This window comes from Sporomusa sphaeroides DSM 2875 (assembly GCF_001941975.2).
Lineage (GTDB): Bacteria > Bacillota > Negativicutes > Sporomusales > Sporomusaceae > Sporomusa > Sporomusa sphaeroides.
Genome location: NZ_CP146991.1, coordinates 2,756,857 through 2,778,651, shown reverse-complemented (window position 1 = coordinate 2,778,651; position 21,795 = coordinate 2,756,857). Strand labels below are relative to the sequence as shown.

General features: G+C 47.4%; 14 protein-coding genes and 1 pseudogene. 12 read left to right on the top strand and 3 right to left on the bottom strand.

Going from position 1 to position 21,795, the window contains the following annotated elements; genetic code table 11:
• Positions 1–317: 317 nt before the first annotated feature.
• From rph to SPSPH_RS13090, 8 genes are all read left to right on the top strand, one after another.
• Entirely contained in the window at positions 318–2,954 is a 2,637-nt protein-coding gene (gene rph / locus SPSPH_RS13125; protein ID WP_075756733.1) for a rifamycin-inactivating phosphotransferase, read from the top strand.
• A gap of 125 nt (positions 2,955–3,079) precedes the next feature.
• A complete protein-coding gene (locus tag SPSPH_RS13120; RefSeq protein ID WP_075756734.1) occupies positions 3,080–3,979 on the top strand; it encodes a macrolide 2'-phosphotransferase in 900 nt (299 codons plus the stop codon).
• Positions 3,980–4,204: 225 nt separating this feature from the next.
• Positions 4,205–4,606, top strand: a complete 402-nt coding sequence (locus tag SPSPH_RS13115; RefSeq protein ID WP_198930946.1) for a DUF4180 domain-containing protein — start codon at positions 4,205–4,207, stop codon at positions 4,604–4,606.
• 562 nt (positions 4,607–5,168) lie between these two features.
• Positions 5,169–6,467, top strand: a complete 1,299-nt coding sequence (gene ltrA / locus SPSPH_RS13110) for a group II intron reverse transcriptase/maturase (RefSeq protein ID WP_075753482.1) — start codon at positions 5,169–5,171, stop codon at positions 6,465–6,467.
• Positions 6,468–7,331: 864 nt separating this feature from the next.
• Positions 7,332–8,420 carry a sugar phosphate nucleotidyltransferase gene (locus SPSPH_RS13105; RefSeq protein ID WP_083945622.1) on the top strand — a complete coding sequence of 363 codons (1,089 nt, stop codon included), beginning with the start codon at positions 7,332–7,334 and terminating at the stop codon, positions 8,418–8,420.
• A gap of 17 nt (positions 8,421–8,437) precedes the next feature.
• Positions 8,438–10,927 carry a glycogen/starch/alpha-glucan phosphorylase gene (locus tag SPSPH_RS13100; RefSeq protein WP_422396892.1) on the top strand — a complete coding sequence of 830 codons (2,490 nt, stop codon included), beginning with the start codon at positions 8,438–8,440 and terminating at the stop codon, positions 10,925–10,927.
• Between the two features lie 447 nt (positions 10,928–11,374).
• Positions 11,375–12,490: an alanine dehydrogenase gene (gene ald, locus SPSPH_RS13095; protein ID WP_075756735.1), complete on the top strand. Its 1,116-nt coding sequence runs from the start codon at positions 11,375–11,377 to the stop codon at positions 12,488–12,490.
• A 241-nt stretch (positions 12,491–12,731) separates the two neighbouring features.
• Positions 12,732–14,132: an amino acid permease gene (locus SPSPH_RS13090; RefSeq protein ID WP_075756736.1), complete on the top strand. Its 1,401-nt coding sequence runs from the start codon at positions 12,732–12,734 to the stop codon at positions 14,130–14,132.
• Here SPSPH_RS13090 and SPSPH_RS13085 read toward each other — a convergent pair.
• The 3 genes and pseudogenes from SPSPH_RS13085 to SPSPH_RS13075 all read right to left on the bottom strand — a co-directional run.
• Positions 14,129–15,685 carry a sigma 54-interacting transcriptional regulator gene (locus tag SPSPH_RS13085; protein WP_075756737.1) on the bottom strand — a complete coding sequence of 519 codons (1,557 nt, stop codon included), beginning with the start codon at positions 15,683–15,685 and terminating at the stop codon, positions 14,129–14,131. The genes SPSPH_RS13090 and SPSPH_RS13085 overlap by 4 nt on opposite strands.
• 99 nt (positions 15,686–15,784) lie before the next feature.
• A complete protein-coding gene (locus tag SPSPH_RS13080) occupies positions 15,785–15,997 on the bottom strand; it encodes a hypothetical protein (protein WP_075756738.1) in 213 nt (70 codons plus the stop codon).
• Positions 15,998–16,286: 289 nt separating this feature from the next.
• Positions 16,287–16,826: pseudogene (locus SPSPH_RS13075) on the bottom strand (IS1634 family transposase); the annotation flags it as partial.
• 1,284 nt (positions 16,827–18,110) lie between these two features.
• Here SPSPH_RS13075 and SPSPH_RS13070 point away from each other — a divergent pair.
• The 4 genes from SPSPH_RS13070 (at position 18,111) to SPSPH_RS13055 (ending at position 21,757) form a co-directional block, all read left to right on the top strand.
• A complete protein-coding gene (locus tag SPSPH_RS13070) occupies positions 18,111–18,638 on the top strand; it encodes a hypothetical protein (RefSeq protein ID WP_075756740.1) in 528 nt (175 codons plus the stop codon).
• Between the two features lie 277 nt (positions 18,639–18,915).
• The gene (locus SPSPH_RS13065) at positions 18,916–19,260 is read left to right on the top strand and encodes a GIY-YIG nuclease family protein (protein ID WP_075756741.1); all 345 of its coding nucleotides are present in this window, start codon (positions 18,916–18,918) and stop codon (positions 19,258–19,260) included.
• Positions 19,257–19,715, top strand: coding sequence for a DUF6530 family protein (locus SPSPH_RS13060; RefSeq protein WP_075756742.1), 459 nt, complete (start codon positions 19,257–19,259; stop codon positions 19,713–19,715). Before SPSPH_RS13065 ends, SPSPH_RS13060 begins: the two co-directional genes overlap by 4 nt.
• A gap of 8 nt (positions 19,716–19,723) precedes the next feature.
• The gene (locus SPSPH_RS13055) at positions 19,724–21,757 is read left to right on the top strand and encodes an AAA family ATPase (RefSeq protein ID WP_075756743.1); all 2,034 of its coding nucleotides are present in this window, start codon (positions 19,724–19,726) and stop codon (positions 21,755–21,757) included.
• The last annotated feature ends 38 nt before the right edge of the window (positions 21,758–21,795 follow it).

Below are 21,795 nucleotides of genomic sequence, written 5' to 3'. Positions count from 1 at the left end.
CAATGGATTGGTCTATTCTACCCAGTGTATTGTAAAGAGCTTGGACTGAACAGTTTGACCTCTCTTTGCAGAACCAGGTTCATAGAATTGAAGCAATATAAATTTGAGCCGGTTGGTGGATGAAAATCATCTTGACCGGCTCAAATTTATACATTTTATTTAGGTATCCAGGATTACTAATAGGAGAATAGTATTACAGTGAGAATAGTCAACCTTTACAGAATAGAGGGTGTGGCTATTCTTGTGAAACAAGATGCCTTATAATTCTTTTAAGATATTAATTTTTAAGTCCACTATTGTAAGAAAGGAGTGCTAGCATGAATCAGTATGTGCTTTATTTCTCGGAAACGGATAAATCAAGTCTTGCCCTGGTTGGCGGAAAGGGAGCCAATCTTGGTGAATTGTGCCATATTCCAGGGGTTAATGTGCCTACAGGCTTTTGCATTACTACTCAGGCTTATACCGATTTTGTGAACCGAAGCGAGGAGTTCGCCAGACTACTAGAGGCTTTGCGGGACATAGAGGCTGAAGCGCTGGAAACCATCAAGGAAGCAGGCCGGCGTATAAGGACGTATCTGGAAAACCTTGATATTCCTTCCCCTATCAGCCAGGAGATTATTCAAGCTTGGCAGAAAACGGGCAGTCAGCATGCCTATGCCGTCCGCTCCAGCGCGACAGCGGAAGACCTGCCGGGAGCATCCTTTGCCGGGCAGCAAGATACCTATCTGAACATCAAGGGAGAAAATGAGCTGCTTGTCCATGTCCGCAAATGCTGGGCATCACTATTTACCGACCGGGCCATCACCTACCGGGCGAAAAACGGCTTCGATCATCGCAAGGTGCTGCTGTCGGTAGTCGTGCAGCAGATGGTTTTTCCCGAGGTGTCCGGCATTATGTTTACCGCTGATCCGGTGACAGGCAATCGCAAGGTGATTTCCATCGACGCCGCTTTTGGTTTGGGAGAGGCATTGGTATCGGGGCTGGTCAATGCCGACCTTTACAAAGTGCGGGCCGAGCGGATTGTTAAAAGACAGATTGCCGTCAAAAAACTGGCCATCTATCCTTTAGCCGGTGGCGGTACGGAAGAGCGGGACATCCCTTCGCAAGAGCAAAGCAAGCAAGCATTGCCAGATGAGGCCATTCTGGCGCTGGCCCAGGTTGGAAGGCGAATCGAGGAGCATTTCGGCAGGCCGCAAGATATCGAGTGGGGCTATACTGACGGTAGGATTTATGTCGTTCAGAGTCGTCCGATAACCACCTTATATCCTTTGCCGGAATTGCCCGACGCAACGTCGGGAGTATACGTTTCCTTTGGGCACGTGCAGATGATGACCGACCCGATCAAACCGTTAGGGATGTCTATTTGGGCGAAAACGATGGCGACGATCGACAGCCAGTACAGTATAGTGCCGGCAGGGGGACATCTGTACTTCGATATAACCGATACGCTGGCCTCGTGGCTAGGGCGGAAGACAGCGCCGGCCCTGTATAGCAAGTCGGACGTGCTACTCAGCAGCGCTATCGCCGAGGTCATCCGCCGTCGCGATTTCATCGCCACACTAAAGCCGCGCAAACGGGCCGCAGGTACGAAGTCGTATATGAGAAAAAGCATGGGTACGATGGCCGGAGGAATGTATGAGATGCTGTTCAGGGAGAAGCTCGAAGCTCCTGACGTGACGGCAATCAGCAGCCAAATCCTCAGCGAGTTGCAGAGTGAGCTATCCCGGCGCTCGGGCCGGGATAGGCTGGAGTTTCTTGCCAATCATTTCGGCAAGGTTTTTATGGTCTTTATGGACACGATAGGCAAGCCGGTGTTTGTGGCCTGGCTGGCGTCGCTATTGATCGGCCGGCTGGCGCGCCGCTGGCTGGGTGAATCCTCAGTACTGGACGAACTGACCAAGTCGGCGCCGGGCAACGTGTCGACAGAAATGGGCCTGGAACTGGGTGACCTGGCTGATGTTATCCGGCCTTATCCGGCCGCGCTGGAGTACATGAAGGGAGCGGATGACGCCACTTTCCTGGACGGCCTGGAGCGAGTCGAGGGGGGCGCGGCGATCCGGCCGGCATTCACAGCCTTTTTAGCTAAATACGGCATGCGTTGTCCGGGTGAAATTGACATCACCCGGCCCAGATGGCGGGAAAAGCCAACCCAATTGGTGCCATCCATCATAAGTCATATCCAGAGCACAGAGCCGGGCGAACATCGACTCAAGTTTGCTCAAGGAAGGGTGGAAGCCGAACAGGCAGCGCAAACGTTGCTGCTGCGGCTGCAACGGAAGCTGGGGGGCAGCTTCAAGGCCCGGCTTATGGGGAAACTCGTCAGAACGTATCGCGAGTTCATCGGTCTTAGGGAATACCCCAAATATCTGATGGTAAGTCTGCTCGATGAGTATAAGCGGGTCATCATGGAAGAAGCGGCAAGGCTGGTAGAGCGAGGCACGGTGGACCGGGCAGAGGATGTTTTCTACCTGACGCTGGAGGAACTGACGGCTGCGGTAGCCACCGGTCGGGCTGATCGGGATAAGATCACCGCGTTGAAGGAGAAGTATGCAAAATATGAGAAACTGAAGCCGCCGCGAGTACTGACCAGCGAGGGTGAGGCGATTGTCGGCTCGTACGCTCAGCGTGACTTACCTGAAGGAGCCCTGGCGGGAGCTCCTGTTTCAGCCGGGGTTGTGGAAGGACGGGCACGGGTTGTCACCAAGCTGGAAGAAGCCGTCTTAGAAAAAGGCGATATTCTGGTAGCCCCTTTCACCGATCCCGGGTGGACACCCTTATTCGTTTCGGCCAGCGGTTTGGTTACGGAAATCGGCGGGCTTATGACCCATGGTGCTGTAGTAGCCAGAGAATACGGTCTTCCGGCAGTCGTAGGCGTGGAAAATGCTACTAAGCTGATTAAAGACGGTCAAAAAATCCGGGTGAACGGAACGGACGGGTATGTAGAAATTCTGTAACAAGGCATTTTCCTGCGGCTGGAAGCATGGGGACGTTTTTTTGCTTGAATAGATGCATAATACAAAGTCACAATAGAACCTATATTAGGACAACTCTATTTAGATATTTGAGGATGTGAAGGCGGATGGGGAAAACCAAAGAACGAGTAATGGATATCATGGAGAACTATAAAATAAAACTAAAAGATGACACGCTGGTATTTAACGAATCAGGTCTTGATTTTCAGGTTGTGTTTGCCACTGACCATCTCGGAGATGAGTGGGTATTACGCTTTCCCAGGCGGCAGGATGTCATTCCACGGACCAAGATAGAGAAGAAGGTATTAGATATTGTAAATCAATGTATCAGTATTTTTCAGTCTCCACACTGGTCGATTTATACAGAGGAACTAATTGCCTACAAGAAGTTAAAGGGTGTTCCCGCAGGCACAATAGATACTGAAAAGCAGGCATATGTATGGGAGATTGATATAAATAATGTTCCAGCGGTTTTCCATCAGACACTGGGAAAAGCACTGGCAGCTTTACACCGCATTCCCAAGGAAAGAGCCATTGAAGCGGGATTGGTTGTTCATACACCGGCAGAAGCGCGTCAATCAATGAAAATGCGTATGGATACCGTGAAAGAAAAGTATGGAGTGGGTGAAGCCTTGTGGCATCGATGGCAGACTTGGCTGAATGATCATGAGGTTTGGCCTAAAGAAACCGGTTTTATTCATGGAGATGTTCATGCTGGTCATATTTTGATTGATAAAAAGGCAAGGGTAACGGGATTGATAGATTGGACAGAAGCAAAAGTAACCGATATATCGAATGACTTTGTTGCTCATTACAGGACATTTGGTGAAGAGGGGCTTGATTCGCTTATTGAGGCATATAAGCAATCAGGTGGATATGTTTGGCCCAGGATGAAAGAACATATCCTTGAGCTTGCAACCGCTTACCCAGTTGCGATCGCTGAGTTTGCTGCAATATCGGGGCTCGATGAATATGAGCAAATGGCAAGAAAAGTATTATTTGAATAATAACAAAGTTAAGATGATGCATGTAAAAAGGGTTATGCTGAGACGCAGTTTGACATAACTCTGATTTTTTTGTGGGGCTTAGATGTGTGTATATTGTAAACCGAAACGAAGAAATATATAGATGAATAAGCTATTAATTGAATAGGCCATATTGACAAATCCTGATTGGCCGTTGGCGAATATGCTTGATACGATTGCCTGATATAATGAAATTCGGAAGAATCCATGAAGCAGCAAGAAAGTGAATTGGAGGGAAATATGGAAATAAAAACAATAAAAAAGAATGATGTAGAAATTGCCATTGTAAATAGTAACGAGATACTTATAACTGATGTGCAGTCAGCACTAGACTTTATTGCAACAGTAAATTTTGAAACAGGTTGCAATTCTATAATTTTGAATAAATCGGCAATCTGTGAGGATTTCTTTCACTTGAAAACACGACTGGCAGGAGAAATTTTACAAAAGTTCATTAATTATCGCATGAAACTTGCGATAGTGGGTGATTTTTCTATGTATTCGAGTAAGAGTTTGAAAGATTTCATTTACGAAAGTAATAAAGGGAAAGCTATATTCTTCATGTTCAATGAAAAAGAAGCTGTTGAAAAACTAATATTGGCTAGCTGATAAGAGTGGGGCGGGAAGCGCGGGGACGTTCTTTTTGCTTCTTTTTTTATTGCATTTTGCGAAGCAAAATGTACGTCCCGTGCGCCAAGAAGCGCACGGAGTAAAGCGGGTGGAAATCCCGTCTGGGAAGGTCTAGCCAACCACCCAGTATCCAGCCTTGGGACTGAAGCGGTAACGCCAGGTCTAAGCGTAGGCAGGAAAGGTAGTAGGCCGAAAGCACAAGCTGAAGATGTAGAATCCCGAAATCATCAATGGTCAAGGTCGATGCATGGGACGAGCAGAAGACAACACCGCAGTTAGCGATACAGGCGAGCTAATCGCGGCAGCCCGGGATCGTAGGTCTTGGCATGCTACACACTGTTACTCCGTGTGAACTTGGGAGACCCTGCCGCTCTCAAAGGAGTATGGCGGACAAGTCGAAGATGAGGAAGCCAAATAAGCGACAGGGAGTCGGATTACGTCGTAGTACCGAAGAAGCCGGGTAATGCCAGCGGAGGGAAGGACGTAACATAGTAGTGGCCTTGGAAAAAGAAACAATGCTGCACTGGAGGCAGAGAACCCATTGGAAACAAAGCTGACAAGGATAGCTGAATTAGCCAAACAAAGACCGAGAGTCAAGTTGCAAACCCTTATCCATGCTATTGACGAGGAAAGCCTGAACGCGGCCCATAGTATTCTGTCAGCAGACAAGGCAGTAGGCGTTGATGGTGTAACCAAAGAAGAATACGGTGAAAAGCTACAGGAAAACATCAAGAATCTCCTGGAAAGAATGAAGCGGCAAGCGTACAAGCCGCAGCCAGTAAAGAGAGTCTACATCCCCAAAACGGATAAGAAGAAACGCCCACTAGGGATACCTGCCTATGAGGACAAACTGGTGCAGAAAGTACTTAATGAAGTCCTGACAGCCATCTACGAACCGGAATTTCTGGACTGCTCCTACGGTTTCAGACCAGAGAGAAATTGCCATGAAGCGCTGAAGGAAATCACCAAGATTCTCGAAAGCAAGAAGGTCAGCTATGTAGTGGATGCGGACATTAAAGGATTCTTTGACAACGTAGAACACGGGTGGATGGTGAAGTTTCTACAAGAACGAATCCAAGACCCGAATCTATTGAGACTGATAGTACGATTTCTTAAAGCAGGTGTCATGGAACAGGGGAAACTAGAAGAGGCGGACACCGGAACGCCGCAAGGGGGAATCATATCCCCAACCCTGGCGAACATATACCTGCACTATGTGCTCGACCTGTGGTTTATGGTAAAGATAAAGCGGGAATGCAGAGGCGAGGCCTATTTAATTCGGTACTGTGACGACTTTGTATGCTTCTTTCAATACCAAGAAGATGCCGAAGATTTCTACGGTAAGTTGATAGAACGATTGAGGAAATTCAACCTAGAAATAGCAGAGGAGAAAACAAAGACTATCGAATTCGGGCGCTTTGCTGAGGAAAGACGGAATAACCAAGGGGCCAGCAAACCGGAGACATTCGACTTTCTTGGGTTCACGCACTACTGTAGCAAGAGCAAGAAGGGAAAATTCCGCGTCAAAAGGAAAACCAGCCGGAAGAAATTGAGAGCAAAGCTAAAACATTTCGCTGGATGGCTCTATCAAAATATGCATACAGAGATAGGAAAATTGATTAAGCAGATAAACATCAAGCTGGTTGGTCACTTCCGCTACTATGGAGTAACCGACAACAGCAGCGCTATCAATACATTTGGATACTATATACGGCGTAAATTGTTTGAAGTACTTAATCGAAGAAGCCAAAAGAAGAGCTTGACCTGGGAAGGATTTGCAAAACTCAAAGATAGATTCCCGCTAGCTAAAGCGAGGATCTATGTAAATATCTATGGCTAAACGTAAGTAAATGCTGCTATGAAGAGCCGGATGCCTTAATAGGGCACGTCCGGTTCTGTGAGGGGGGCGTGCCGCGAGGCGCGCTTCTACTCGACTATGCTTCCGTCCCTTTGCTTCCGCGGACGGATAACAGGGTGCTGTGTTAATCGATAACACGGCACCTTCTTTTATATCCGGCAAGATTATGGTTCCTGTAGCTTTGGATATTTATTGCTAGATAAAGCAACAATTGGAATAGAAGAAACATAAAACGATAGAAAAAAAGATATGTTAAATCAAATTTGCAATAATAAATAGGCATTTTTTAATTATCAGTCGTCGTGACAACTATATAGTTATTGTAAATAGGCATATCCCATTGTTCCTATTATTGGTCAGAATATTTTTTAAACACGAGATAATACTACATTTACAGCTTCAGGTAGTATTGCAAATCGAAAGCTAAAATTGCACCTTAATTAAAGAGCGGATTGTGGTCACTATTGGCAGCTTTGGAAGTATATCTTAAAAGATAAATTGGTATTGGGAATAAAAGCCGAACGTCAAAGTCATTGGGGTTGAACCATGTTAAGAGATCGGTTCCGGTTGGCATCATAATTGTCAATACTTAAACAGGTGAGCATTGTATTAGGGTAGTATCAAATAATTGACTTTTACAATCATAATTGTCATGACAATTATGATTGTTGCTGTATAAGTGATTTACTACAGCGGCTGATATCATTCCTACATCCAGGCTTGGCGAAGGCATGGGGTATTATGGATTAACTAATACGCTTCCATAGCACTGGCACTTACATGGTTTGTTCCAAAGCTCGCATGTAAGCAACTGGCTGCGGGATTACTACATTAGGAGACGTGATTATGAAGCGAGCACAAATTATTGCCTTGGTTTTAGCAGGCGGTGCGGGTACTCGCCTAGCGCAATTAACAAAGAGCATTGCCAAACCGGCGGTACCGTTCGCCGGTAGTTATCGCTTAATTGATTTTACCTTAAGCAACTGTTGCAATTCGCAGCTTGATACAATTGGCGTGCTAATGCCGCGTAACCCATTTTCCTTGCCTGACACCATCGGACAGTCGACGTTTCAGGCCCAGATATATCCTTTGCATCCCGTTTCTTGGGAACAGGGCGGCTATAGCGGAACGGCAAACGCAGTGTATGCGAACATCCCATTTATCGAACAATTCAATCCGGACTATGTTTTAATCACATCAGGCGATCATGTCTACAAAATGGACTACCGGAACTTGCTGTTGTTTCACCGTGAGCGAAATGCGGATGCAACCATCGCGGTTTCTCCCGTGCCCTGGTCTCAGACCTCTCGTTTCGGCATTGTATCCGCCGCCGCCGATGGAGCGATCAAGGAATTTAATGAGAAGCCGCTTCATGCAGGCAGCAACCTGGCTTCCATGGGAGTCTATGTATTTTCCTGGCCTCAATTAAAGCAACAGCTTGAGGCTGACGCGGTAGACGGAAATTCCTGCCATGACTTTGGCAGAAATATCATCCCCGCTATGATGAGTCAAGCAAAGCGTCTGTTCGTTTATTCGTTTTCCGGCTATTGGCGGGATGTCGGCACAGTCGAGGCACTGTATTCAGCCCAGATGGATTTGCTGCAAAATCCGGAATTGTTATCTCTGCAAGATCCACAATGGCCGATATATTCTCTCGAAACCGCACCGACTAACAAATCATCGGTATATAGTAATGTCAACCGTTCAATAATCTTTGCCGGCGCGCATATTAGTTCACAAGCAACGATTAAAGACGCTATAGTCATGACTGGAGCCCGTATTGGGCCGGGAAGCTTCGTTGAACGGGCAATTATTGGACCCTACGCTGTTCTCGAAACCGGCAGTATTGTCCGTGGCGGAGAACCCGGATATCCGCCGGTTGCAGTTATCGGAGAAAACCTGGTTGTTTCAGCAAACATGGTCCATAGTTATTGAACGGGAGAGGTGCAAACATGCAGAGAGAAAGTCAGATAACCGGTACTAATTTCGATTTTGTTGATGCGATGTCAGGAGAAGAAGACTTTGCAATAGCTTTTACGGCTAATGTGATGAAACTGCACGGCAAATCGCTGGATTCAGCAAGCAACCGCGAGAAATATCTCGCTCTCGCCGATTTAGTGCGCACTTTTCTCAGCAAACGGCTGGCCGATACTGAAGCAGCCTATCGGCAGGAACAAAAAAAGCAGGTTTACTATCTTTCGCTAGAGTTTTTGCCTGGCAGACTGTTGGCAGCCAATCTGCTAAACCTCGGCTTGCAGCAAGTTTGCGAGCAAGGCTTGCGCCGCCTGAACATCAACCTTGCCGAATTAATTGACCAGGAAGAAGATCCGGCGCTCGGCAACGGCGGATTAGGGCGGTTAGCTGCCTGCTATTTAGATTCTATGGCTTCGCTGGGCCTGGCGGGTCACGGCTGCGGGATTCGTTACCGTTACGGATTATTTGAGCAAAGGGTGACCGACGGTTATCAGCGCGAGTTTCCGGATAATTGGCTAAAGGAAGGCCGGAATGAATGGGAGTATCGCCGTCCAGAGGAAACGATGAACGTCCGGTTTGGCGGCCGGGTAAGAACAATCGCCAACGGCAAGCTGCATTTCATCCATGAAAACTATCAGCAAATCTCCGCCGTTCCTTATGACATACCGATTGCCGGCTATCAAAATGAGATTGTCAATACCCTGCGGCTATGGAGTGCGGAAGTTGATGTCACATACCAGGCGTGCACATTTGACAGGCATGGCAAAGGCTGCATTAATGTTATCGCCGATAAGCATGCAACAGAATCGCTTACCGATACCCTCTACCCGGATGACAGCGTGTACGAAGGGAAGCTTCTCAGGCTAAAACAGCAGTATTTCCTTGTTTCAGCCAGCCTGCAGAGTATCTTGCGCAAACACGTTGTCAACAAAGCCGATTTGCGATTGTTGCCGGAAAAGCTGTCGATTCACATCAATGACACTCATCCGTCTCTGGCGGTAGCGGAATTGATGCGTCTATTACTTGACGAATACGGGCTTGGCTGGGCGGAGAGCTGGGACATTACAACCAGGACAATTAGTTACACGAATCATACTGTTTTGCCCGAAGCGCTTGAAAAGTGGCCGATAGATCTGTTTCAAACCCTGTTGCCGCGCATTTACATGATTGTTCAGGAAATCAATGAGCGGTTTTGCCGCGAGTTATGGGACATGTACCCTGGCGACTGGCAGAAGATTAAAGCCATGGCGATTATTGCCGACGGCACTGTTCATATGGCGGCGTTGGCTATTGCCGGCAGCCATCGTGTAAACGGCGTATCAGCGATTCATACGCAGATTCTCAAACAGAAGACGATGAGCGATTTCTACCAGCTGACGCCGCAAAAGTTTCTCAATATCACCAATGGAGTAACCCACCGCCGCTGGATGCTGCTGGCTAACCCGGATCTGGCGCAGCTCATCTGTGAGGCGATTGGCGACCGCTGGATCGCCAACCCTGACGAACTGCAGCATTTGTTGAATTTTGCTCATGATAATTCATTTTGTTGCGCTATGGCAAAGGTTAAGTTTGCCAACAAGCTGCGATTGGCAAAGTACATTCAAGCCAAGTACGGCATTGCGATAGATACTTGTTCGCTCATTGATTCACACATCAAGCGGATTCATGCCTATAAACGGCAGTCGATGAATGTCCTGCATATCATGGACTTGTACAACCGCATCCTGGACAACCCCCATGCCGATATCGTACCGCGAACGTTTATTTTTGCAGGCAAGGCGGCACCGGGATACTATAAGGCGAAGCAGACTATCAAACTAATCCATGCCCTGGCGGAAAAGATTAATCATGATCCGTTGGTAAAGAACAGAATCAAGGTTGTCTTTCTGCAAAACTATAATGTATCCCATGCCGAATTGATCATTCCCGGCAGCGATGTCAGCGAGCAAATCCCGACCGCCAGCATGGAAGCCTGCGGGACAGGCAACATGAAGTTCATGATGAACGGGGCAGTGACGATTGGTACGTTGGACGGTGCTAATATAGCGATATGGGAAGCGGTCGGCGACGACAATATTTTCACTTTCGGCCTGACGGCTGATCAAGTGCTGGCATATTACCGCAACGGCGGTTATAATCCTTGGGACATCTATCATCAGGACTTGCGGGTGAAGACCGTGATGGAGCAACTAGTCAATGGCTTTTTCCCTTACCCTGAGGAATTTCGGGCGCACTATGACGCATTTCTCAATCAGGGCGATCATTACTTCGTCCTGAAGGATTTCGCGCAATATGTGGAAGTGCAGAATAAGCTGGCCAATGAATTCATCAACACCGAACTGTGGCAAAAAAAGTGCATTGCCAATGTAGCTCATTCCGGCATTTTTGCCGGTGACCGGGCGTTTGCCGAATATGCGCTATCTGTATGGGATCTTGCAGAGCGACCGCCGTGTTTGAGACAACACTAGTAAAGAGCTAATTGGACCAAGGGGCTGTGCTTTCACACAGCCTCTTATACTTGTGTGCCCGGCATGAGTGCTTACTAGTCGGTGAAAGTTCGGTACGGATTGATAAGTACCAGCCGTTAGCTGAAGGCAAGAGTATCCTTCGTGAAGGTGGGATCTGCAGGAATCCGGCGGCAAAGCCTCGGTCTGAGGAACACGAACTTTGTTTTATTGCATTTTGAGAAGCAAAATATACGTCCCTTTGCTTCTGTTGGTGGCTTTTTTCATTTGGCCTGTGCTTTTGCATTGCGGAATGCTGGGTTTCCAGTTGGAAACCCAGCATTCCGCAATGCGTAAACCGTAGTTTCCGGAAAATAATAATCCTGCTGAAAATTAAGTGCTCGTGCTTTTGGCATAGATTTTGCAATGATAAAGGACAGAAGCTTAATTTAATTCTGGAGGGGATAATGCATGATTATTGGAGTGGTAAAAGAAATTAAGAATAACGAAAACAGGGTGGGACTTACTCCGGCGGGAACCGACGCTTTGTGTAAAGCCGGTCACACCGTGCTGGTTGAAAAAAGCGCCGGTATTGGCAGCGGCTTTGCTGATGAGGATTATCGCAAAGTTGGCGGTCTGATTGTGAGTGATAAAAAAGCGCTGTTTGCCGAAGCCGATATGATTATCAAGGTCAAAGAACCTTTGCCGGAGGAGTATGATTTATTTCACGAAGGCCAGATCCTATATACTTATCTCCATTTGGCTCCGGAACCGGCGCTGGCTAAAGCATTACTGGATAAAAAGGTAATCGGCATTGCCTATGAAACGATTGAAGGCCCCAACCATTCGCTGCCGCTGTTGTCACCAATGAGTGAAGTTGCCGGCCGTATGGCGGTGCAAATCGGCGCGCAATTTCTTGAAAAGCCTTATGGCGGGAAAGGCTCCCTGCTGGGCGGTATTCCGGGCGTTGAGGCTGCGCAGGTGGTCATTATCGGCGGTGGAATTGTTGGCACCAATGCAGCTAAGATGGCCATCGGCCTGCGGGCTAGAGTAACCATTATTGATTGTTCACTGGAACGTCTGCGGTATTTGGATGATATTTTTGGCAGCAGCGTGGTAACCGTGATGTCCAACAGCTATAATATCGCCCACTGGGTACGCAAAGCAGATCTGCTGATCGGTGCGGTACTGATACCCGGCGCCAAGGCGCCTAAGCTGGTAAGCGAAGATATGGTCCGGAGCATGGAGGACGGCTCGGTGATTGTGGATGTAGCCATTGATCAGGGCGGCTCCATCGAAACAGTTGACCGGGTCACCACTCACAGTGAACCCACTTATACCCGGCATGGCGTTATCCACTATTCGGTGGCCAATATGCCTGGCGCTGTGGCCCGTACGTCAACCTTCGGCCTGACTAATGCCACCTTGAACTATGCGCTGCAAATCGCCAATAAGGGTTGGAAAAAGGCTATTCTGGACAATCCGGGCCTGGATAAAGGGGTCAACGTTTTTGATGGGAAAATCACTTATAAAAGTGTTGCCGATGCACTGAACACATCCTACTATCCATTGTATGAACTGTTATAAGTACGCGGCAGGGGCGTCTATTTATGGCAAAGTCCTGTGTCAGTGGAAAGAACGCTGATCTGTCGATTGACATAGGATGAAATTTAGTCTTAAATAATTAAGGGAGAGTCTGCACGATCGATTAAACTGTTTTAGGGCTGAGACTCGCCGGCGCTGTACCGCAGCAGTGGCAGCTATGGCCGGCATGGCTGCTGCGGTACCGGCCCGGTTAAATTAAAACTAAATAATGAGGAGAATGTGTATGGACTTATTCAGAACAAAAAGTATTGAAACGTTAAGGTCGATGGCTGAAGTGTCCGGGATGAAAAAAAGCCTGGGCGCAACTGATCTGGTGCTTCTAGGTATCGGCTGTGTCATTGGAACCGGCATTTTCGTACTTACGGGAGTTGCTGCTGCCAAGTACGCCGGGCCGGCGGTTATGTTATCCTTTGTGCTTTCCGGTCTGGCTTGCACGTTTGCCGCGCTGGCCTATGCGGAATTTGCATCGATCGTTCCATCAGCCGGCAGTGCTTATACCTATACTTATGCTTCGCTTGGTGAGTTTGTGGCGTTTATTGTCGGGTGGAACCTGATTCTGGAATATACCGTAACATCCAGCGCGGTAGCGGCCGGCTGGTCGGGTTATGTGGTCGGGTTATTAAAAGCCGGCGGTATTGATTTACCCACAGCATATACACTGGTGCCGGCAGACGGCGGCATCATCAATATCCCGGCAATTTTAATCGTTATGTTTTTAAGTTTTCTGCTGGTGCGCGGCACCAAGGAAAGCGTCACATTGAATAAGGTTCTGGTTATCATTAAGCTGGCTGCCGTATTCATCTTCCTGTTCCTGGCCGGGCCTAAAGTCAACCCGATGAACTGGGAACCGTTCATGCCTTTTGGTTTCGCCGGGGTGGCCGGCGGGGCGGCTATTGTCTTCTTTGCCTACATCGGCTTTGATGCAGTCGCTACATCAGCGGAAGAATGCCGTAATCCGGGCCGGGATCTGCCCATCGGGATTGTCGGTTCGCTGCTTATCTGCACCATTTTATATGTAGCCGTTTCCGCTGTGCTGACCGGTGTTGTTCCTTATGCCCAGCTCAACAACCCGGAACCGGTGGCCTATGCTCTGCGCTATATCGGTTATAATATCGGATCAGCCCTGGTGGGGGTTGGCGCTATTTGCGGCATTACCACTGTATTGCTGGTGCTGTTGTACGGGCAGGCCCGCGTGTTCTTTGCGATGTCCCGGGATGGTATGGTTCCGGCATCCGTCTGTAAGATTCACCCGGTTTATAAAACACCGTATATGGTCACTATTGTTGGCGCCATTCTGGTTGCAGCTATTGCCGGCTTTGCGCCGATCGGCTTAATTGCTGAAATGGCCAATATTGGGACGTTAAGCGCCTTTCTCATTGCTTCTGTTGGTGTGCTGGTACTCAGGTACACCAAGCCGGATATTCCGCGCACGTTCAGATGTCCGGCTCTGATTGTCGTAGCGCCGCTGGCAGTGTTATCCTGCGGTTTTCTGATGTATAACCTGCCGCTGGATACCTGGATTCGCTTTGTTGTCTGGTGTCTGGTTGGTTTTGCGGTATACTTTGGCTACAGTTATAAAAACAGTACATTGAATAAGGATGAAGCTGCGCATGCCGAAGATTAAGCTGGGGTGAAATGATTGAGTGACAGGCCGTGCTTACGCAGTTTTTTGAGTACTGTGGTATGAGACAGTCCCAGCATTTTACCAATTTGGCGGGAGGTGTGGAACTGCCGCATCGCCCGGCACAATAGTTCGCGCTCCGTTTCCTCCAGCGCCTCCTCCAGCGTATGGTGCAGGACCGGCAAGTGTACTTTGGCGGCAGGTGCACTGTGCTGCAAAATAATATGATCAGTCAGCAGCGTCGGGCCGGTAACAATATTAACGGCGCGCTCAATTACGTTTTCCAGTTCGCGAATGTTGCCGGGCCAGGTGTAGGCACATAATTTTTGCAGGGCTGTTTCGCTTACCGTATCCACCTGCTTATGCAGCTTGGTCGAGAAGCGGCGCAGGAAAAAATCAACAAGCAGGGGAATATCCTCCCGGCGCTCACGCAGCGGCGGTAAAAACAAAGGAATAACATTAAGGCGGTAATATAAATCTTCACGGAAGGTGCCTCCGGCGATCATATCCTCCAGATTGCGGTTGGTTGCCGCCAGGATGCGGACATCGACCGCTATTTCCCGGCTGCTGCCAATCCGTCTTACTTTGCGATCCTGGAGTACGCGCAGCAGTTTGGCTTGCAAATGCGAAGAGGTTTCGCCGATCTCGTCCAGAAACAGCGTTCCGCTGTTGGCGAGTTCAAACAGCCCTTGTTTGCCACCCTTGACAGCCCCGGTAAAGGCACCTTCCTCATAACCGAACAACTCGCTTTCGAGCAGCGTGTCCGGGATGGCAGCGCAGTTTACCGGTACGAATATATTATCGGCCCGCGGCGAGGCCGCGTGCAGTGCCCGGGCGAACAGCTCCTTGCCTGTACCGGTTTCCCCCCGGATTAATACAGTTGAACCGCCCCGGGCGTAAGCTTTGGCCAGCGCGATCACCTGCCGCATCGATTTACTGCGATGGAGTATTTCCTGAAAAGTCATGGCCGGCTGTTCGGTAAGCTGCTGAAAGAGCTTGCGTACATCCCGGATGTCTTTCAGGATTGCCATTGCCCCGGTTATCTCACCGGATTGATCAAGCAGGGGGCGGCTGCTGACCAGATAATGGCTGTTGGTTTCTTCGACAAACATTTCACGGTTGGTATAACTTAATCCTTTTTTCATTGATTCCATCAGCGAGTGGCAGTAGGGGAATACAGTAAGCAGCTCCCGGCCAAGAGCCTCAGCACAGGGAATATGCATGATTTTTGCGGCGGCGGGGTTATACTGGGTAATTCGTCCATGACGGTCAATAGCCAAAATTCCGTCATTGGCGGCAGCAAGTACTGCGGCAAGTTGCTCGGCTTTTTCCTGGTGGGGCATCAGATCAACCGGAACAATATCCAAAATGTCGGGAATTGTGCGAAGCTTGTCAAAAAGAGTCAAGATATTTTCTTCTGACAACGGCGCGGTTTCCAAATAAACTATTTCTAAGTCGACCTCCATGGAGATAATGTTGATGTGCTGAGCAGCAAGTACCCGGGCAATATCAAACACCAGCCCCACGCGGTCAATATTGGGAATTTTAATGCGCATTTTTGTCCACCCTTTTCTTAAAGAATATTCGCATAATTCAAGTTTAACATAAATATACATTTTGTTCTATATTATTACAATACTAGGATCAGGGCATGTTCATGAAAAAAGAGAAGGATTGCCGTCGCGCAAAACGAAAGTCGCTCCGTCGGAGCCGGTAAGTTGGCGTACCGAATGACGGACAATATCCATAACAGATTGCAAATCGTGTGTGGCGGAGAGCTGCTGTACAACCTTGAGCAGTTTTTCCATCACCCGGATTGACGGAGGGCAGGCGTCCATTCCGGCAAGCATCGGATTACGGTTCATCATATCAATAAAACTAGCTCCTTTCGGTAGTTTTTATAGCGGTTGCCGCCACTTGCCGCAGCAGGCAGACCGGATAAGATGGATTGTTGGCTTGTCAAAGTTTACAAGTTAAGTATACCATTAATTGCTTGGAACCAATAGTCTTGTTGAGTGTAATTGAAAGTTTAGGATTTGACAAGTATACTCTCATCTTTGACAGATATTAAGACAAAAAGAGCCTATCAAGCCTTGAAAAAAAATCAAGGCTCGGTAGGCCTTTTATATTTTCGAAAAAAGTGAGTAATGTTTTGAGTCATTTGGAATCTTTAAAAATTTTTTTCATTTGTTTCAAATGGACAATCTGATAGTCAGTGCGAAAGGCAAAATTATCATGAAGATCATCAGTAAAATCAGTTCTAGTGTAAGTGGGAATGTATCCTTCCCCATTGACTTCAAAAAAATTCATGCCTCTAAGTCCAGATACAATCTCGCTCACGGTATATTGATCTGAAAGCTTTTTTTCCAGCAGGCGGTAAATCATCAAAGAAATAAAGCATGTTGCAAAATGAGCCTTAATCCTATCATCTCTCTGCAAAAATACGGGTCTTGCTTTGAACTCTGCCTTCATAATACGGAAAGATTCTTCAATTTCCCAGCGTCGTCTATTAATATTAATAATACTAGAGGCATCCTCTTGCAGATTGGTGCATACGGCATAAAAACCATCATAAATAGCTTTTTTTTCAATTAAATCATTGTCAATATCATAGACCTCTTTGTCAGCCATTTCGCCGTCAATGGTAGAAGAGAACGTAGCAATGAAGCGCTTGTAATCATTGGCATTGCATTTTTTTAGTTTTGGAGAGAAGCGTGGGGACGTTCTTTTTGCTCCTTTTTGCGTTTTGCGAAGCAAAATGTACGTCCCCACGCTTCCCCGCGCTTCTGTCCGTCCCTACGCTTCTGTCCTAAATAAATATTTTTTAATTATAGCCGTAGTGGCAACTATATATATTGTAATAGGTATACCCCATTGTTCCTATTATTGGTCAGAATATTTTTTAAACACGAGATAATACTACATTTACAGCTTCAGGTAGTATTGCAAATCGAAAGCTAAAATTGCACCTTAATTAAAGATCGGATTGTGGTCACTATTGGCAGCTTTGGAAGTATATCTTAAAAGATAAATTAGTTCATTCCGGCATTTTTGCTGGTGACCGGGCGTTTGCCGAATATGCGCTATCTGTATGGGATCTTGCAGAGCGACCGCCGTGTTTGAGACAACACTAGTAAAGAGCTAATTGGACCAAGGGGCTGTGCTTTCACACAGCCTCTTATACTTGTGTGCCCGGCATGAGCGCTTACTAGTCGGTGAAAGTTCGGTACGGGTTGATAAGTACCAGACGTTAGCTAAAGGTAAGGGTGTCCCTCGTGAAGGTGGAATCTGCAGGAATCCGGCGGCAAAGCCTCGGTCTGAGGAACACGAACTTTGTTTCCATTGCATTTTGAGAAGCAAAATCTACGTCCCTTTGCTTCGTCCATTTGCTTCTTCGAGTATGGTTCGCTGTCACACGAATGGAAAGTAAAAATGATCTTCACAAAGTTAAATGCCCAACCTTATTGCTAATTGGTGATCATGATAATATGACTAATTATCAGCAACCGTATATGCATAAGCATATATACCTAATTCAAAAATGAAAATTATTGCCAATGCTCATCACGGAACAAACTTTGATAATCCTAAAGCTGTAAATCAAGCAATATTTGAATTTATCAATAAAATCAATTGATAAGGAGAATTTATTGCTATCAATCGAAAGAATTTACGGAGTGTTATTGTTTTTTATTGTGTCGACATGTTTTGCTAAAAAGCGTCCGCCGTGGATTGTAAAATGGACGTATAAAATGGTGCCGCAAACAGTATGGAAACTACGGACGCTGACCGCGTTGGGGGTATATCCAAAGGGTACAATGATGATAGCAATGTTTAAATTTTAAAATGAGTGCATAAAATGAACTGTACTATATAAAACTGCCCAATCAGTAAATTTATTTAAATGTAGTTTTAACAATATAGATTTCTGTACAGAAGCAAATATTAGACAGATTTTTAAGATTGTAGGGGGGGAACTTTATGATTGAGATTCCACAAGACTCATTTCGTTTGTATTTTCGGGATGTGTGCGGTGTGTTCAAATGGCAGAAGTTGTTCCAAGGAGATATTATCTGCGATAAGAATTTGCTGTTTGAATTCCTCGGCAATGCGATAACCCATAATTTAATTTGGACAATGGATCATTTCGATATATTCTATGAAAACTGTAGTTCCTTTACTTTTGATACCCCAACCGAAGATCAAATTTCCTATGCTATAAGGACGGCAACTACAGATACCATTCAGGAGATTGGTAAGGCAGGGATGCCGTTTCAGGTGCTTTTTCGTCCGGTTGGTGAAAATAAGTGGATTTGGATGCCTAAATACAATTCGATTGTGTGTGATCTCAATCATATAACAGAACTCACTTTATATGGCCTGATGAACGGCGTGTTAAGTAATCTGGACCGGTTTGACATTTACTACAAAGACAGCCCAACATTACCTGAAAAAGTAAATGTGGATACTTTAGTGGCGGCAATTCAAAAAGAAGCAGAAAAAAGTTAATCGTTTTCTGCTTCTTTTTTTATGGGCGGGAAAGGAGGCAGCGACCTATGGCAAACGAGTGGGGCTGCTTTGACGCTTACGGTAATCCTGACAAGTCTTCATAATTGACTGGGTAAGTGTATATAATAAAATCACGATTCTTGCTCTTTTTTGTCCGGAGTTAACAATGAATGATGAGAGTGCTTTTGAAAATAATAGCGTAATCACTTTCTGTCTACGGAGCGTGGATTGCGGAAAGTATGGTTTGCTCCTACAATGAGAAAGTGAGGTGAATGAAATGGATACAGCAAGAAAGAAACAACTCCTTGAGGAGTATAAAAACAGAAAACCCGAAATGGGTGTAATTTCAGTTCGTTGTATTATGACTGGAGAAGCCTTCTTGGGCATTTCTAAAGATACTAAGACGGATTTCAACAGCACTCGTTGTAAACTGGCGACCAGCTGGCATCCGAATAAACGTCTGCAAGAGCTTTGGAACCAATACGGTGAAAAAAGTTTTGAATTTTCAGTATTAAAGGTTTTGAAATATGAAGACCCCGCCGCGGATCATACAGACGAGCTGGAAGCATTATGCGAACAGTGTCTGGCGGCAGATAAAGGAGCAAGGAGGATTTGGCGATGAATGAAAACATTGTCATGACTGTGGACGGCTATGACCGCATTGACGGCAGAAACGCCTACCGGTCTGACATTAAAAGATTGACTCTGGGTGCGCCCCTGCTGGAAGAAAATAAAAAGATGCAGATTGCCGCGCAAATCTGGAAAGCAAACGCTGACGGCCAGCCGGAAATTCATATGGAATTACCCATTCATCAAATACTTGATCTGATGATTTTTCTCAGCCGTACCTTATTGTATTTCCGGGAAGCCTACCGGCTGCCGCTGTTATATGATCCGGACAAGCCCACGGTAGAGCGTATCGGTGTACAGGGCGGCGTTATGCCGGTGGCTGTCTGTACGGATAATCCGAATATTAACGAGGCTATTCAGACTTTTTCCCAGGCGCTTAACGATTTGGGCGAAATAAACGGTGAGCGCCTGCGTGTGCTCACCCGGATTTTGCAGGAAATGGAGTAGCATTAGACATGGAAAATCAATGGCTTCTGTCTCCGCACAGACAGTTGACAGAGGCAGAGAAAATGCTTGTCTGGAAAAAAACGCCGTCGCATATCGAGAGTGAAGCAGAACGCCGGATTTGCGCTGAAGTGAAGCGGAACTGGCAGCGGGGAGAAATGCGGATTACCAACATTTTATTGGAGGGGGATGCCGGATCAGGCAAGACGCAGCTGGCAAAGGCGCTCTCGGCTGACTTTGGCCTACCCTACACCAAGATCACTTGCTTTGCGGATATGGATAAATCGGATGTGCTTGGCTCTATCCTGCCAGTCTTATCAGAGGATGGCCATGACGCAAAGGAAGTACGCTATCAGTTCTATCCATCGGAAATTGTCCGCGCTTACGAAAACGGCTGGCTGCTGGAAATACAGGAGCCTACCGTTATTCGTGACGCCGCGGTGCTGATGGCGCTGAACTCTGCGCTGGAGCCGGACGGCAGCATCAACCTTCCTACCCGCATTGTCCATCGGCACCCGGACTTTATTGTTGTCATCACCACCAACCGGGGATACAATGGCTGGCGCCCGCTGAATGAGGCTCTGCGGGACAGGGTCCAGCACAGCGAAAAAATGGATTTGCCGCCCAAGGCGGTCATGATGGAGCGAGCCGCCGCGAAAACCGGCTATGGCGATGAAGCGGTGCTGTCCCTGCTGGCAGATACTATTATCACGCTGGATGCAACAGCTAAAGCGAACGCCATAAAGGGCGTGGCCGGTATGCGTTCCTATTTGTTCTGGGCGGACGCGGTTGCAAACGGCGCTGCCCTCCGGGCTTCCATGTATCACAAGGTGATTTATAAAATCACAACCGAGCCGGAAGAGATCACTATTTTAGAGCAAGCTCTTACCGCGAAGGGTCTTATGAAACAGCTGGAACAGGCAGAAACACACAGGTGCGAAAGTCAAAATTCCGCTGTGATGGAATTGCACCTTGCCGACGACGGCAAATACTTTGCGGGTGAAGAGCGACCTGGGGATCAAAATGCTGTACGTTTACGCAAATCCGCCGACAGCGAGGGGCATTCAGATCAAGCCTCTGACAGCGCGATCGAAACGCAAAGCAGCGATAACGGCGACGATGGAGCTCCCATGTATCACGAAATGGCGCTGGAAAACCCTACGGAACAGCAAAAGCAGGCATTCCGCAAACAGTTAAATCAACAAGCCAGAGAAAGTGTCAAGGGCAGTTTGCATCGACAAGTAAAGCTGATTGTCCACCGTCCGGAAGCCACCGGGGAAAACAGGGCGGAATACCTGCAGCAGGCTTCTGTATTGATGCCTGTCATCCGGGAACTGGTGCAAAAAACCATGCCCCTGCTGGAGCATGAAACCACCAGTGAATTTGCCCGGGGACAGTTATATGGCACAACGTTTTGTGCCGATAGAGTCGCGGCCCAGGACTTTCGCTATTTTGCCCGTAAGCGCCCGCCGGCAGAAAATCCGACTCTTGCCGTGGCGCTTCGGATTGACGAGTCGGCTTCCATGACTGCATTTGGCCGGCTGGAAGCGGCACGGCAGGCGGCAATTGCTTTGTATGAATTTTGCACCGGCTGCGGCATTCCTGTGCTGATTTATGGCGATACAGCCGACCGCTCCCGTATCGAGCAGATGTCGCTCTACTCCTACGTGGATTTTGCCAGTAAAGACCCAGATGAAAAATATTCTTTGATGGGCATTCAAGGCAGGAGTAATAACCGTGACGGCATGGCATTGCGGATCATCGCCGATCGCTTGCTGCAAGCAGCCCAGCAAACCAAGCTGTTTATCAGCATCAGCGACGGACAGCCCAAAGCCATGCCTGATTATACAGGCGATCTGGCAGTCGCCGATATGAAGCAGACTTTGCAGGAATATCGCCGCAAGGGTATCCTTTTTCTTGCTGCCGCTATCGGCCAGGACAAAGAGGTAATCAGTGATATTTACGGGAAAGAAAACACATTGGATATCACTGATCTCAAACTGCTTCCCGCCCGGTTGGTGCAAATTATCGCCAGATACCTGTGATATTGGCAAGACAGGTAACAATCAGCCTAACGGCGGTT

Coding starts and splice junctions, on each gene's coding strand:
- rph (WP_075756733.1), top strand. CDS start 318: ATGAATCAGTATGTGCTTTATTTCTCGGAAACGGATAAATCAAGTCTT.
- SPSPH_RS13120 (WP_075756734.1), top strand. CDS start 3,080: ATGGGGAAAACCAAAGAACGAGTAATGGATATCATGGAGAACTATAAA.
- SPSPH_RS13115 (WP_198930946.1), top strand. CDS start 4,205: ATGAAGCAGCAAGAAAGTGAATTGGAGGGAAATATGGAAATAAAAACA.
- SPSPH_RS13105 (WP_083945622.1), top strand. CDS start 7,332: ATGAAGCGAGCACAAATTATTGCCTTGGTTTTAGCAGGCGGTGCGGGT.
- SPSPH_RS13100 (WP_422396892.1), top strand. CDS start 8,438: ATGCAGAGAGAAAGTCAGATAACCGGTACTAATTTCGATTTTGTTGAT.
- ald (WP_075756735.1), top strand. CDS start 11,375: ATGATTATTGGAGTGGTAAAAGAAATTAAGAATAACGAAAACAGGGTG.
- SPSPH_RS13090 (WP_075756736.1), top strand. CDS start 12,732: ATGGACTTATTCAGAACAAAAAGTATTGAAACGTTAAGGTCGATGGCT.
- SPSPH_RS13085 (WP_075756737.1), bottom strand. CDS start 15,685: ATGCGCATTAAAATTCCCAATATTGACCGCGTGGGGCTGGTGTTTGAT.
- SPSPH_RS13080 (WP_075756738.1), bottom strand. CDS start 15,997: ATGATGAACCGTAATCCGATGCTTGCCGGAATGGACGCCTGCCCTCCG.
- SPSPH_RS13070 (WP_075756740.1), top strand. CDS start 18,111: ATGATTGAGATTCCACAAGACTCATTTCGTTTGTATTTTCGGGATGTG.
- SPSPH_RS13065 (WP_075756741.1), top strand. CDS start 18,916: ATGGATACAGCAAGAAAGAAACAACTCCTTGAGGAGTATAAAAACAGA.
- SPSPH_RS13060 (WP_075756742.1), top strand. CDS start 19,257: ATGAATGAAAACATTGTCATGACTGTGGACGGCTATGACCGCATTGAC.
- SPSPH_RS13055 (WP_075756743.1), top strand. CDS start 19,724: ATGGAAAATCAATGGCTTCTGTCTCCGCACAGACAGTTGACAGAGGCA.